The organism is Bacillus sp. B2-WWTP-C-10-Post-4 (assembly GCF_009183805.1).
GTDB lineage: Bacteria > Bacillota > Bacilli > Bacillales > Bacillaceae_G > Bacillus_A > Bacillus_A cereus.
Window position 1 is genome coordinate 1 of the sequence record NZ_WEII01000091.1, and the last position, 14,612, is coordinate 14,612.

A 14,612-nucleotide genomic window follows, 5' to 3' on the forward strand; every position below is an offset into this window, starting at 1 on the left:
GCATATCAGAGAATCAATGGTGGAACGTTTTATTAATAATGATTAGCTTTATGCTCTCTGTAGTAGTGTTTATTAGCTTAGTAAGTTATAAAAAAAGAAAGCTATCTAAAGTATAATGAAGAAAACTATCTATAAACTATTTCAAATCTATATTCTTTGTAATGTAATAGTATTATGTATCATTTATCCAAAAGCATATGCTCAGCAAGATATTAAAGCTACTTTAGATAAGTATATTGAAAAATTTATAAAGGAACAGAATATTCCAGGGGCTGCTGTTGCAATTGTACATAATAAAGATGTATTCTTCACTAAAACGTGGGGGATTACTGGGGAATCTGAAAAAAAAATAACTAGTAAAACACCATTTGCAATCGGCTCAATAAGCAAATCTTTAACAGCTTTAGCTATAGTGAAATTAATAGAAGACAAAAAGATAAAATTAGAGGATTCAGTTCAACAACATCTTCCTTGGTTTAAACTAAAAGATTCTCAAATATCCTCATCTATAACAATCCAACACCTTTTAACTCATACAAGCGGAATAAACACATATGAAGGCTTATTAATATCAGATAAGCAATCCAAAAGTTCTACAGCATTAAAAGAAAATGTAATGAGACTTTCAAATGTAAAATTAACTGCTCTACCAGGAGAAAAATATCAATATAGTAATGCGAATTATATTGTTTTAGGTGCACTTATTGAGGAAATTACAAATGATACATATTCCTCATATATGGAAAAACATGTTTTTCAGCTATTAAATATGAATGGTGCGGCAGCAAGTAAAGAAACTGCATATGAAAAAGGCTATTTAACAGGTTATCAGTCATGGTTTGGCATACCAAGAAAAAGTGTAGTATCCTATGATAATGCCGGGGCACCGTATGGTTATATTACCGCAAATTTGGAAGATATGATTCAATTTATTATGTTTTTGAATCGACAAGAAGATACTCAATTTTTAAAGAAAGAAAACATCGACCTTTATCTTACACCACTTTATAACATAAATTCAGAAAAAAGCTATGGTTTTGGATTAAGAACAACAAGTATAAATGAAAGCGAAACGATGATTTGGCATTCAGGATCAACGCCCGATGCTCGTACAGAAATATTTACTTTAAATAAAAGTGGCTGGGGTGGTGTGATTTTAACAAATAAAAATCATGTATTAGAAGAACCAGCACTTTCAGTATTAAAAAAGGGGATTATTAATATTTTGAATGAAGAAGAACCGGTTGATCCCCATAAAAGCATACCATTTACACAAATTGTTATGTCTACAGTTATACTCGCGCTTTTCATTTCATCAATTATGTTAATTAAAAAATATAAACATAAGGAAACTGTAAAAAAATTAACTTGGTTATTCGTAGGGGCTCTATTCCTACTATTATCTATTATTTTCATCCCACTTCTTACTTATTGTACAAGCTCACCATGGCGTACGATAAAAATATTTGCGGCAGATGTAGGTTTACTTACAAGTATTATAGTAATTTTATTAGCTGTGAACGGATTATTATCAATCTTTATAGGCATAAGACAGAAGAGTATATAAGGGTAAATAATTAAAGAAATATAATTCAAACGTTATAAACAGTTGACCCTCACACAATGTTATTGTTTAAGATAAAGTTGAGCTTCAAAGCAGATGTAACTTATAGGAGGAAATCATGTTTAAAATAGGGGATTTTTCAAAACTATCTTCCATTAGTATACGAATGTTGAGACACTACGATAAAGTGGAATTACTACAACCAGTAAAAGTCGATGAGCAGAGTGGATATCGATTTTATTCAGCAGACCAATTAAAAAAAGTAAATCAAATTCAAACGTTAAAAGCTATGGGGTTTAATATTGCTACCATCAAAGAAATAATAGAATGCGATAATATAGATACCATAAAAGAGCAATTTTTTAATCGTAGTGCTCAAATTAAAGAAGACATGAATAACCTCCAAAAACAATTACGTCTCCTCGAAGACTCAATGAAAACGATGAGAGAGGATGTTGTTGAGATGAATTATCATGTTTCAATAAAAGAAATTCCAGAAAGAACTGTAGCTAGTGTTAGAAAGATTATTCTATCGTATAATTGCGAAGGTGATTTATGGAGTGTATTAATGCAAGAAATTCAAATGAAAAATATTAGTATTGCCCAACCGAGTTATAGTATTGCGGTTTTCCATGATCGTGAATACAAAGAAAATGATGTGGATATAGAAATACAGCTAAGTATTCTTGGTAAGCACGAAAATACAAAAGACGTTACATTTAAAAATATGGAATCGACTAATGTAGCTTCTATAACAGTTAATGGAAGTTATGAACAGATGACAGCTGTAAATGAGGCTGCGGCAAAATGGATTGAGACAGAGGGTTACAAATTAGCAGGCCCGATGTTTAATATTTATCATGTGAGCCCAGCGATGGAATCCGATCCTAATAAGTGGGTTACAGAAGTTTGTTATCCAATAAACAAATAAGTAATAAAAAAAGGCATGTTTTATGCCTTTTTTATTTTATTAATATCTCAAAATATATAAATTTTAATCTTTACAGTTTTCGTATCGGACTATATAAGGCAATAAAGACTTCAATTATTTTAGTAAAAGCAGCTAAAGCAAATATAAATACAGGATTGTAGGCTGAAATAATTCCACCTACTAATGCCCCCAATGGCATAGATAATCGTGTAAGTACACGAGAAAAACCTAAAACACGTCCTTGCAAATTGGATGGAACAGTTTCCTGCCGAATTGATGTAACAATCGTATTCCATGTGATATTACATGTCATCGCGATTCCGAAAGCAATTCCGGGAGCAAGCCAATATGTACTCCACAAAGCAAATGTTAACCCAAGCGCTCCTAAAAATAGGAGTAAAGGAATAAGTACACCACGTCGAAATTTCTTTTCTAAAGGAACGGCAATTAAGCTTCCTAAAAGCCCACCTATTCCTATTAAAGTATAATTATAGCCACTTTGTGCGGAGGTAAGATTTAATGTCGATAATAAATAATACATAAGTACACCTAAAACAGCACTTGCTCCAAAGTTACCTACCATAGCTTGAAGTGACAAAGCTATATTTAACCAATCATTTTTGAGCCATTTAAAACCATCAAACAAATCATTTAGTACATTTTGCAATGTTTTTTTATCAGTATTCTTTTTATTTAAGTTTTTCATAGAAGGTAATATAATCACAGCAATTAATGTAGCAATAAATGAAAGAACATTAATCCAAAGTACTTGAAAGCCGCCAATAAAAGATATGAAAAGCCCAGCTATGATTGGACCAAACAAACTAGCCAATTGATTAACCATTTGATATAAAGAATTAGCCTTCGTTAATGATGCACCTGCGATGTGTGGAATGACTGTAACTGTTGTTACATCAAAAAGCATGGACATAACTGCTAAGATAAAAGTAATTACGTATAAATGCCAGACTTCTAATAGATGTAATGCATGTAGAATTGGTACGAGACTTACTAAAATAATATTGGTAATATTCGCCATCCAAAGTAACTTTTTTCGATCATATCGATCAACTAGTACACCAACTAAAGGGCCAAATAAAACGATTGGCAATACGTTAACAGCAAATAAAGAACTCATAATTACAGCTGAACCAGTTAATTGATATGCAATCCAAGGCAGTGCAAAAGTATATAGTGAATCCCCGATTCGTGAAATGAGTAAACCAAAAATAAAAATCTTGTATTCTTTTGAAAAAGTTGTCTTGACAGTTAATCTTCGTTCTTGTACAAATTTCACAATTGTATGAACCACCTTTAGTAAAGAGGAATTTGAAAATAATCCGTCCAATACGTATTAAATATAGAATTCTGTAAGAAGTTGTTGAATCCTACCTTTATAAGGTTAATTTTATATAAAAGTGTAGGGAATAGAAATTAGGGCGGCTTTTATTGGATGAAGCGGAATGATTCGAGAACAAAAAGGATTGCTAGATAAAGAGTTAATCTTACGACCTTTTCCACAACTTTTGTTTTAGCAGAACTAATAAAAGAGAATCCTATATTACTTCAGCAATGTTTAAATTAGCAACAAAAGCCACTGTAATAAGGGGCTTTTGTTGCTAATAATTTAATGATATGTGTACCCTCCATCTGGAAATAATACATTACCCGTAGTAAAACTATTTTGCATTAAATATAGAACAGTATGTGCAATTTCATTATTATGGCCAGGCCTTTTTACAAGAGAAAGAGATTTATAAGATTCATAAGCATTATCAAGAAATACCACCTAAAGTAGAATATAGCTTAACTGAACATGGAAAAACAGTCAGTACTGTTTTGGATAGTGTGTGTAGTTGGGGAAGAGGTCATTTAGAACATATAGATAAAGGTGAACTATAAAATTGTTATGTAAACTTAGCGTCGTACGAAGTGGAATGGTGTTTTAATAATTTGCATTTTATAATATATAATTAAATAGTGTTGTAGGTTATTATACATATTTAATTCGTTTTTACAAAGGGGAGTTATAAGGTGAATCAATTAGAGTACAAAAGCTTTTATGATAAAGTAGGAAGATTAAATGGATGGGATTTTAGTAAAATAAAATGTGAAACTGTAGGAGAAATATGGGACTTTTATGGAGAAGTGAAAGAAAGATGTAAATCATCAGACATTCTACTTGATGTTGGTACAGGCGGAGGAGAAAATGTACTTAACATAGCATCATCAGCTAAATTGTTGATTGGAATTGATAATTCTAACGGCATGATTGAAACGGCACATTCTAATTTGAAAAAATCAGGTGTACAAAATGTTGAGTTTATTCAAATGGGTTCTGAAGCTTTAACGTTTCCACATGCGCATTTTGATATCGCTTCAAGTTGTCATGCACCATTTGCAGCGACTGAATTATCAAAAGTAATGAAAAAGGGTGCTTTTTTCTTAACGCAACAAGTTAGCGAACATGATAAATTAAACCTAAAAGAGACATTTGGGAGAGGACAATGCTTAGGTGAAAGAGATGGAACTTTAAAAGAAAAGTATATGGGTGAACTTATAAATGCAGGATTTGAACTCGTGCAAGTACGTGAATATGATGTTACTGATTATTACAGTACGCCTGAAGATCTTATTTTCTTATTAAAACATACACCTATTATTCCTAGATTTGGAGAAGAGGAAGAGGATTTTACTATTTTACAAAAGTTCATTGAAACAAATAGTTCTGAAAAAGGGATTCGTACGAATTCAAAAAGATTTATGATTATCGCTGTTAAATTATAATATATTTTAGCGTAAAAGCTGCTTTTCATTTAAAGAAAAGCAGCTTTTTGTGTGGAAAAGAATACAGGAAATACTTGAAAATAATAGAAATAAATAAAGTGTAAATCAAAATATGGAGGATAAATGTTTTGAAACGTTACTATATTAGCAATGAAAAAATAAATGTACATATTACTGAATGGGGGAATAATGACAAGCCCGTTATCTTTTGTTTACATGGATTAGGTAGTACGAGTTTAAGTTTTATAGAAATTGCTGAGGAATTAAAAGAAGAGTATAGATTTATCTCCGTTGATGCACCTGGACATGGTAAAACACCGCCATTTGAAAGAACAGAAGATTATGAGATGCAGAATTTAGCAAATTGGTTAAATGAAATAATAAATGAATTGAGAATCGAATACTTCTATTTTCTATCACATTCATGGGGAAGTTTTGTAGCGTTATTTTATTTGTTACATCATTCAGAAAAAGTACAAGGAAGTATTCTTATTGATGGTGGATATCAAACAAAAAGGCTTCAAGAAAAAACGTTGGAAGAAGAAATTGCTTATTATGAAAAGGACTTTGATGAATACGTTTTTAATAATTGGGACGAATTTTTCAAAAGTGAAAAAGAAGCTTATACTAGGTGGTCTTCATTGTTAGAAGTTGCTGTAAAGGACCTAGGGATCGAAATGGATAACAAAGTATGGTGGCATGCCAGGGGGAATACAGCTAGTAATATAATAAGAGGTATGTATAAAGATGAAACGATAGATATATATGAGAAGCTGCCGGCTAATATTGTATTACTCCGAGCTACAGTTCCACAAGTTTGGGCGGATTATAGAGATAAGACAGTAAATGTTTTCAAAGAGAAAACGGACAGTATAGTAAAAGTAATTCCTGATACTACACACATGTTGCACTGGGAGAAACCAGAAATTGTTATAGCAGAAATAAAAAATAATTGGAGCTAACATATTCATACTAAAGTTGTAGTTTCTATATGGAAAATCCATCCTTCCGTTTGATTTTATCTATTTATAAGTGTAATACAATACGAATAGATAATAAGAAATGAGGAGGAATGTAAAGTGATTACACATATATCAGATATAAAACTACAAACGGTTTCCATAGAAGGGGTAAAACAAGTTTATAAGGACATATTATCTCTTCCAATAAAAAAAGAAACAGCATCCTTCATTCAATTTGAAGTAACCCCTTATACAACAATTAGTTTTCAAGAAGTGTATGAACCAATTGCACCTGCACATTTTGCTTTTGAAATCCCATATTCAAAATTTCATGAAACAGCAAGATGGCTTGAGGAGTCTGGATTACTCATTGCGAAATGGAAAGATGGTCATATAATTGATGAAGAGGATGGTCGATTCAATTTATACTTTAAAGACGGAGATGGAAATCTACTCGAAATTATCGCGCATAGTTATGTTAAAGAAGATGTATTAGTACCGCAGTCACCTTTAAACATTTTATATGTAAGGGAAATTGGTCTTCCTGTTAAAAGTGTACCTATTTTTAGGGAATGGCTGAAATCAAATCTAAATATGAAAACGATGGAAGACGGGGATATTTTTAACTTTGTAGTTGGTGGCACTGCTTATGTCGTCGCAACTTGGTGGCAGCGACCTTGGATTCCAATCGCCATGAAAGCTCTATCACCGAAAGTACACGTTTCTTTCGGAACACCAGACGTCGCATTTTTACAGCGAATCCAAAATAACTTTAAGAAAAATGGTGTATCATTTGAATGGAAATGTAATGAAGTATCATTTATTGAGCAAGGATATACATTTTCAATTGTGCATACATCAGAGTTTCATTCTGATATTCCTAAACAATTAAACTTACCGCTTTCTATTTAAGGATGGAAAGCGGTAAGTTTTTTGTATATTCGTGAAGAAGGTTTTAGCTAGGATTATAGTGAATTTAAAGAGAGGTATAAGGTGTTATTTTAATTTATGTTAAGGGGAGAAATGAAGTGGTTTTAGGTAATCCAATTGCAAAAGGAAAACAGCAGAAATTTATTTAACTGATGATAAGGTTGTAAAATTATTTAAAGATTACCTCCCAGATACAGAGTCTATGAATGAAGCAAACAAAAAAAATATGCTTATTCATGCGGGCTGCCAGTTCCAAACGTATTTGAAGTGAAAAAGATACACGATAGACAGGCAATTATTATGGAATATGTAAAAGGGGAGAACATTGGTGATCTCCTGCTTAATAATTTGAATGAGGCAGAGCGTTATATCGGCCTTTGTGTTAATGAGGAAAAGGTTAGAGCGTCAAATTAAATCTGTACATAAATTGGATGAAAGCAAAAAGAAGAATATATTACAAAAATTAGATTCTATTACATTTGATTTTAGGCTATGTCATGGAGATTTCCATCCATTTAATTTGATTTTGAGTAAGGAAGAGAAAGTGAAAGTTATAGACTGGGTAGATGCAAGTTCAGGTGATATTCGCGCAGATGTATTTCGAACATACTTGTTGTACTCACAATCTTCGGTAGAATTAGCTGAGATGTATTTACGTATATATTGCAGTCGTACCGGCTTATCAAGAGATGAAGTTTTTCAATGGGCTCCTATTATTATTGCAGCTAGATTTTCTGAAAAAGTATCACCGCAAAATGAAGTGTATTTGAAAAGATTATTGAATCAGTATTTATAAGTCATAAAAAAGGCTGTCAGCAAATTAATAAATGCTGTTGTTTAACCAAAGTTTCCTTGTAGTTAAACAACAGCACTCTTAAATATTGATAGAGGTATACTTATTTTCGATCTTCATCCTATAAAGGTTCATAATCCGTACTTGTTCCTCCGTTAATTCTTCTTTAAGCCAATACATATGCATTAAGCTATATTCAAAAATCTCCTTTAATTTAATAAATAATGGAAACTTGTCTATCATCTCTTTTGGTAGTTCATTTTCCTCTTGATACCCTTCAAATAGTGCTTTTGTAATAGAATGCTCATAGTCAATGATATTCCCATTTCCAGTAAATGAGTATTCTAAAGCACTATAAATAGGAACGGCTAAATCGAATAGGTAAAAATGTTTTTGGAATGAATCCAAGAGAATTTAAGCTTAACAACATGCCTATTCAATCATTTGTTAAACTCAATATAAATAAAGAAGGGGAGTTTAAGATGAATATTTCTAGAAAAATAGAGGTTGAACAGTTACGTAATAAGAATAGTGAGTTATTTGATAAAGATGTACTTAACATATTGAACGGTCAAATGATGTATGAAGAATTTAAAAACGAAAAGCTAATGGGTGAGTCTGATTATGCCCCATTTAATGAGGCAATGTGTGTAAATAGGGCTACTACACAAGTTTTTGATGAAGAATTTATTAAAACAAGAGCAGAAGGACATAACAGTTCAGTAGAAAGTTATACAAAAAAGGTCATAAATCCATTAAAAAATCTTTTTACGAAAAAGTATAAATGCATTGTTTTATGGTTTGGTGAAGATATGTTTTGCCAAATGAATCTACTTACTTTACTTTCATACCTTGAGCAGTCGTGCTATGAAGGGAAAGTATACTTAAATAGTTTCAGGGAGGATGAATTTAAAGTAAATCAAATTGAACTTGAATTGGGGGATTATTCTACTATATACAATGAAGTATTAGTAAACCATAAAAAGACTTATCATAAAGTACCACCTGTAATGTATCAAGCTATAGATTTATATTTAGAAATGCTAAAAGAAGATAATATCGTAATGAAATTCATCTCTAAAAATAAAGGTTTATCAAATCAAGAATTATTAACAAAGTTGTTTTATCTTTTTCCAACAATCGGATATGGTGATACTCAGTACATAGAACTGATTAATAAAATGAAGAAGAAAACTACACCTAAAATATAGGTGTAGTTTTCTTCTTATAATTGCTCAAGTAATTCTAATTCTTTTTCTACAAATAGCATTAGTTCTTTAATGGTTTCACCAGAGAAATCAAAACGAATACCGGCTGCATCATATACTTCTTTTATAGATTGCGAGCTTCCTAGTGATAATGCCTTTTTATAATTTTCTAGCGCTTGCTTAGGATCCTCTTTATATTGTTTATACATTTGTAATGCCCCAAGTTGGGCAATCGCGTATTCAATATAATAAAATGGTACTTCAAAAATATGGAGTACAGGTAACCAACTCGTTGCTATCCAGTTTTCGTAGCCATCAATATGTATGACGCTAGATTGATAATGTTTTTGAAGTTGTAAGTATTTTTCATTTCTTTCTTCAGAAGTATGAATTGGATTTTCATACAGCCAGTGTTGAAATTGATCTACAATAAGCATAATAGGTAAATATGAAATAACATCTTTAAAGAAGTTAATTTTTGCTTGTTTTAAATCTTTTTTGTCTGTATAGAAGGTATCCCAATAATTAAGCGAGAATAACTCCATTGTCATACTGGCTAGTTCAGCTGTTTCAGCTGGAATTTCTATATACTGTCGTAATTTTAATGGTTTTATGAGTTCGTTATGAATACTATGACCCATTTCATGTATAAAAGTGATAATATCATCTTGTGTATAATTTAAGTTCATAAAAATATAAGATAATTGTGAAGCTGGTAAGTACTCACAAAAGCCACCAGCTGCTTTTCCTTTGCGGCTTGTTAAATCAAGACAATTGTGTTTATACATTCGGTTTAATAGTGCTGAAAATTCAACATCTAGTTTATTAAAGATATGAGTGCTCTTTTCAATTAAATCATTTTCATTTGCAATAGGTTTAAGTACTTTTTGATCTGGAGTTACAGCTGATACATCCCACGGGCGAAGCGTATCAACTTGCAGTTTTTCTTTTTTCTCTAGCATTATTTTATCTTTAAGAGGCACAACATATTTACGTATGGATTCGGCTAGTTCATAGCAATCTTTCGCTGAATAATCAAAACGCTCGTATTTTTTGAACATATAATCGCGATAATTCTCTAGTTGAATATTTTTTGCTTTTTGATGGCGAATTTCAATTAATTGATTTAATATGTTTTGGAGTTCTTTTTCAACAGATAAAAATTGTTCAGAAATAATAGTTTTTGCCTTTTTACGGATGTCACGATTCGAATCTTGTAAATAGGATTGTAATTCTGTTATCGTTTTTTCTTCTCCGTCCCAAATTCCACTTAATCCTCCAGTGATTTCAAAGTACTCTGTGACTAATTTGTCTTCCTGTATTTCTAATTCGATATTTTCCTCACAAAATAACTTTTGAGCATTTTTTATTTTTGCATCTAACAAACCATATACGTTAGAATCTAATTCCATTCGAAAAGGTGACTCTAAATATTTATTATCCAATAAATTTTGGTACCGCTTTAAAAGTGGCTTTACAAATTGTTGATCATGTTCAAAAGTATCCTTTATTCCTTCATCATCCGTATTACATTGAAAGGCGATGTAATGTGATCTTAATTGTTCTTCGATTTCCCAAATTACTTTTGACTGCTCTTTTAACCAATTTTCAAGGTCTAGTTTTGAAGAAATCATCTTATTTAATAAAGTCGAAAGAGTTTTTTCCAATTGTAGTACATTACTAATATCAATCGTATTTACACGTTGCATTATATATCCCTCACTTTTTATTTATTCATAGAGATATTCTATTTATTAATTGTAATTCCCTTGTTAAGTGGGGAAAATGTGAAATAATGTTAAATTTAATAATTATAGAAGGTATTTATATGTCAAAGTAAAAAGTTTATCGTAAATGAAAATGTGTGGAGGGGTGCTACATGAGAAAGGGAACAAAGGTACTTGTATTTTTAATTCCATTTGCTTTATTATGTGCCTGTGAGAATGAGATTGAAGATGCTAAAAGTGAAGATTCTATAGTGATGGATATTGCTACAGTAGCGGTAAAGGAGGAATCTTTTTTTAGTGCTGCTATAAGAGATGAAAAAGCAAGAATAGTAGATTTAGAGATTGCTGATAGCGAAAATCCTAACGAAATAAAAAAAGAAATTAATAAAAGATTGCAAATTCAAGGTATTATGTCCTATAAAGTAAATATATCTCAAAGAAACAAGGAGATTGTAAATGCAGAACATAGATGGGGGTTAGTTTTTGGACAGATATTTGATGACGTATTCAGGAAGAATGGATATGAAGGGTTTGGGATTCAGCAAATAAATTATAAAAAGAATCAACCTGTTACCATTGATATAAAAACTAAGATTAGCGATGATGAAGTAGGGGCGAGAGAACTTGGACAGAAAATAGAAAAAGAAGTTGAAGGGGTACTTAAAACAGAAGCAGTAAAGAAATGGATTGAAAATGATTCATACGCTATTGGGATTTACGATATAGATGATCGGAAAATTAACTAATTGAGGAATGAATGCTATATGAATATAAAATCGATATAATTAAATAGAAAATTGCTGAAGGAGGTGTAATATGTATAAGTATTTACATATTTTAAACGACATAGAAAATATGATTCAAAATGGAGAAATAAATGAAGGAAAGAAATTACCGTCTATACGGTCACTCGTTACGCAATATGAATGTAATAAGGCGACAGTTATACGTGCGCTTCATGAATTAGAAAAGCGTCATATTATATATTCTGTCCCTCAAAGTGGATATTACGTTGTTAAGAAATCTGGGAGTACCATAGAAAATAACGAGATAATTGATTTCGCTTCTTCAGCACCAGATCCAGATGTTTTCCCATATTTAGATTTTCAGCATTGCATTAATAAGGCTATTGATACTTATAAAAATGATTTGTTCGTATACGGAACACCGAAAGGGTTACCATCTTTAATTCTAGTCATTCAAAAACAGTTGGCAAATTATCAAGTGTTCACGAAAGAAGACAATATTTTTATAACGTCAGGTGTTCAGCAGGCACTTGCTATATTAACTTCCATACCATTTCCGAATGGAAATGAAACTGTATTAATTGAACAGCCAACATATCATCTATATATTGATTATCTAGAAATAAATAAAGTTCCTGTAATCGGTATTAGACGTACGAATAAAGGTATTGATTTGAATGAATTGGAACAAATATTTCAAACTGAAAAAATAAAATTCTTTTATACGATACCGAGATATCATCATCCGCTTGGAACGTCTTATTCTAAAGATGAGAAAGAAAAAATCGTACTATTGGCTAAGAAATACAATGTATTTATAGTGGAAGATGATTACTTAGCAGATTTAGAAACGGATTCGAAAGCTGATCCGTTATATAGCTTGAATCATGATAATCATGTCATATATTTGAAAAGTTATTCGAAGATTATTTTTCCAGGTTTACGAGTTGGTGTAGCAGTTATTCCACCGATTATTGCGAATGCTTTTTATACATATAAAAAAATTTTAGATATTGATAGTCCAATGATATCTCAAGCTGCTTTAGAAATTTATATAAAGAGTGGCATGTTTGAACGTCATAAAAATAAAATTAAATCTTCCTATCACAATAGATCTAAAAAATTAGCAGAAACACTAGAAAGAACTCATAGTGAAAACCCACTTTTATTCACATATAAAAAGCATAATACAATTGGAATTCATACTTGTTTAAAATTACATAAAACGAGTATTTCAGAAATGTTTTTCAAAAGACTAAGTGAAAAACAAATAAGTATTGATACAATTGATAAAAATTATGTGAGAGGTTTTCCGAAAGAAAGACTATTAAAGTTAAACGTATCGAATGTAAAGGAAGATAGGATTGAAGAAGGAATTCGTAAAATAATAGAGGAAATCGAACAATTGGAACATATATCCTTCCAATTTAAAAAAGAAAAAAATGAATAAGTAGCTTTGTTGTGAGACGCAAAATAATTCTTTTGTTTGTGTGTATCGCTATAATAATTGAAGCTATTGTTGTAACTAAATATTATAATAAGGATGATAATTATAATCCTTCAAAGATACATGGCTCGATTTATTGGAAGATAATTCCTAAGGCCAATGCTTAATTAAGGTTATGGCGGGTATAAACCAATTAGAACGTGATCTGATTCGTAGGTGGAAACATAAAGGTATTGAACTGAATAAGAAAGAAGGAAAATTTAAAGGTTGGTTAAAGAAATACTATAAAAATCATGCAGGAATGAATTATGCAGTAAAGCTTTATGAAGAGGTAGATATGAATGTAAATCAAATTTGTGAAATTACAAATGTGTCTAGGGCCTCATTATTTAGAAAGCTATCGGAAAGGAACAGTTGATGAGTTATACTAAAAATCAGAAATATATAATAAGGGATAAATTCCATAGAGAGGTGGAATTACATGCCTAAAATTGATAATATGTTAGCGATTCTATGGATGCTTCGCTCAGGTAAAAAAATTACTGCAAAACAAATTTCAGAAAAGTTAGAGATGAATATAAGGACTGTGTATCGTTATATTGATACAATTTCAACAAGTGGTGTACCTATAATTTCAGAACCAGGACATAACGGTGGATACACGTTATTAAACAATTTTATTGAGGCTCCTCTTTTTTTTGATTTTGAAGAGCAAACTTCACTATTTCACGCTGCTGTTTTTGCAGAAGAAGCCGGATATTATGGAGGTGAAGCATTAAATAGGGCCATTTCAAAACTAAGTAAATACTCAAATCAAGAGCAGGAAGCAAAGATAAACCGACATTTAAGTAGTCTAGAAGTAATAAGTCGATTTAGTTCATCCTCTATGGAACATTTTTTGAAGGAGTTGGAGGAGGCCGTAACTGATGGGTATTCAGTAAAAATTCTTTATTATAAAAGTGGGAAAAAGCAATTAAATTATAGATTGGTCGATCCGTACAGAATTATCTATTGGAATAATAGGTGGTATGTGATTGGATTTTGTCATCTAAGGAATGATATCCGTAGTTTTAGGGTAGATCGAATTGAAAATTTAATGCTAACCGAAAATAAGTTTAACCGGCCAGAAAATTTTTCAGCACGTGACTTTTTTATAAAAAATCTTCTTCCAACTATAGAAGATAAGGAAGGGATTATTTCTTTGGTTATTAGTGGGGATAAAAGTGTATTGGATGATATTTGCCAACATTGGTTTTTAGGACATTATTTACAAGTGCGAACTTCAAATCAAGCAGTTTTTCTTCTTGAAAAAGATATGATACATACATATGTACCTTATTTACTTTTACCGTACAATAAATCTATTAAAGTTATTGAGCCAATAAGTCTTAAGAAAAGACTTATTGAAGTTCTGTCGGAATTAATAAAATTTCATGAAGTATGATAACTTCCCTGACGTTAACTGTCAGGGAAGTTATATTATAATATCCATATCAATTGTGATTGGAGTGATATGG

Annotated in this window: 12 protein-coding genes and 4 pseudogenes; 12 read left to right on the top strand and 4 right to left on the bottom strand. The window is 31.1% G+C overall.

The window, feature by feature from the left end:
* The first annotated feature begins 115 nt into the window (after nt 1–115).
* Nucleotides 116–1,567 carry a serine hydrolase domain-containing protein gene (locus tag GBN78_RS23765; protein ID WP_000751428.1) on the top strand — a complete coding sequence of 484 codons (1,452 nt, stop codon included), beginning with the start codon at nt 116–118 and terminating at the stop codon, nt 1,565–1,567.
* Nucleotides 1,568–1,682: 115 nt separating this feature from the next.
* A complete protein-coding gene (locus tag GBN78_RS23770; protein ID WP_152127756.1) occupies nt 1,683–2,495 on the top strand; it encodes a MerR family transcriptional regulator in 813 nt (270 codons plus the stop codon).
* Nucleotides 2,496–2,565: 70 nt separating this feature from the next.
* Here GBN78_RS23770 and GBN78_RS23775 read toward each other — a convergent pair whose 3' ends face one another.
* Entirely contained in the window at nt 2,566–3,792 is a 1,227-nt protein-coding gene (locus GBN78_RS23775; RefSeq protein ID WP_098940080.1) for an MFS transporter, read from the bottom strand.
* A 330-nt stretch (nt 3,793–4,122) separates the two neighbouring features.
* Nucleotides 4,123–4,266 (bottom strand): annotated as a pseudogene (locus GBN78_RS23780) (SDR family oxidoreductase); the annotation flags it as partial.
* Here GBN78_RS23780 and GBN78_RS23785 point away from each other — a divergent pair.
* From GBN78_RS23785 to GBN78_RS23805, 5 genes and pseudogenes are all read left to right on the top strand, one after another.
* A pseudogene (locus GBN78_RS23785) lies at nt 4,263–4,397 on the top strand (winged helix-turn-helix transcriptional regulator); the annotation flags it as partial. The pseudogenes GBN78_RS23780 and GBN78_RS23785 overlap by 4 nt on opposite strands.
* Nucleotides 4,398–4,529: 132 nt before the next feature.
* Nucleotides 4,530–5,282 (top strand): class I SAM-dependent methyltransferase, encoded by a 753-nt coding sequence (locus GBN78_RS23790; RefSeq protein WP_098940076.1) that lies wholly within the window; start codon nt 4,530–4,532, stop codon nt 5,280–5,282.
* A 128-nt stretch (nt 5,283–5,410) separates the two neighbouring features.
* On the top strand, nt 5,411–6,244 hold the full coding sequence (locus GBN78_RS23795) for an alpha/beta fold hydrolase (protein WP_000833451.1): 834 nt from the start codon (nt 5,411–5,413) through the stop codon (nt 6,242–6,244).
* Nucleotides 6,245–6,361: 117 nt separating this feature from the next.
* The gene (locus tag GBN78_RS23800; protein WP_000627944.1) at nt 6,362–7,156 is read left to right on the top strand and encodes a VOC family protein; all 795 of its coding nucleotides are present in this window, start codon (nt 6,362–6,364) and stop codon (nt 7,154–7,156) included.
* 116 nt (nt 7,157–7,272) lie between these two features.
* Nucleotides 7,273–7,970 (top strand): annotated as a pseudogene (locus GBN78_RS23805) (phosphotransferase family protein).
* Nucleotides 7,971–8,048: 78 nt separating this feature from the next.
* Here GBN78_RS23805 and GBN78_RS23810 read toward each other — a convergent pair.
* Nucleotides 8,049–8,375, bottom strand: coding sequence for an aminoglycoside phosphotransferase (locus GBN78_RS23810; protein WP_152127757.1), 327 nt, complete (start codon nt 8,373–8,375; stop codon nt 8,049–8,051).
* Between GBN78_RS23810 and GBN78_RS23815 the strand changes: the two genes are divergently transcribed.
* Nucleotides 8,366–9,178 (top strand): AraC family transcriptional regulator, encoded by an 813-nt coding sequence (locus GBN78_RS23815; protein WP_226798490.1) that lies wholly within the window; start codon nt 8,366–8,368, stop codon nt 9,176–9,178. The two genes, GBN78_RS23810 and GBN78_RS23815, sit on opposite strands and share 10 nt — an antisense overlap.
* A gap of 14 nt (nt 9,179–9,192) precedes the next feature.
* Here the strand turns inward: GBN78_RS23815 and GBN78_RS23820 are convergent, their stop codons facing one another.
* A complete protein-coding gene (locus tag GBN78_RS23820) occupies nt 9,193–10,884 on the bottom strand; it encodes a M3 family oligoendopeptidase (RefSeq protein WP_001190038.1) in 1,692 nt (563 codons plus the stop codon).
* 170 nt (nt 10,885–11,054) lie between these two features.
* Here GBN78_RS23820 and GBN78_RS23825 point away from each other — a divergent pair, with 170 nt between their 5' ends.
* The 4 genes and pseudogenes from GBN78_RS23825 (at nt 11,055) to GBN78_RS23840 (ending at nt 14,539) form a co-directional block, all read left to right on the top strand.
* A complete protein-coding gene (locus GBN78_RS23825; RefSeq protein ID WP_001225462.1) occupies nt 11,055–11,648 on the top strand; it encodes a DUF4030 domain-containing protein in 594 nt (197 codons plus the stop codon).
* Between the two features lie 70 nt (nt 11,649–11,718).
* Complete coding sequence (locus GBN78_RS23830; RefSeq protein ID WP_152127758.1) at nt 11,719–13,098, top strand: aminotransferase-like domain-containing protein; 1,380 nt, start codon at nt 11,719–11,721, stop codon at nt 13,096–13,098.
* A gap of 106 nt (nt 13,099–13,204) precedes the next feature.
* Nucleotides 13,205–13,513, top strand: a pseudogene (locus GBN78_RS23835) (helix-turn-helix domain-containing protein); the annotation flags it as partial.
* Nucleotides 13,514–13,576: 63 nt separating this feature from the next.
* The gene (locus GBN78_RS23840; RefSeq protein ID WP_001124137.1) at nt 13,577–14,539 is read left to right on the top strand and encodes a helix-turn-helix transcriptional regulator; all 963 of its coding nucleotides are present in this window, start codon (nt 13,577–13,579) and stop codon (nt 14,537–14,539) included.
* The last annotated feature ends 73 nt before the right edge of the window (nt 14,540–14,612 follow it).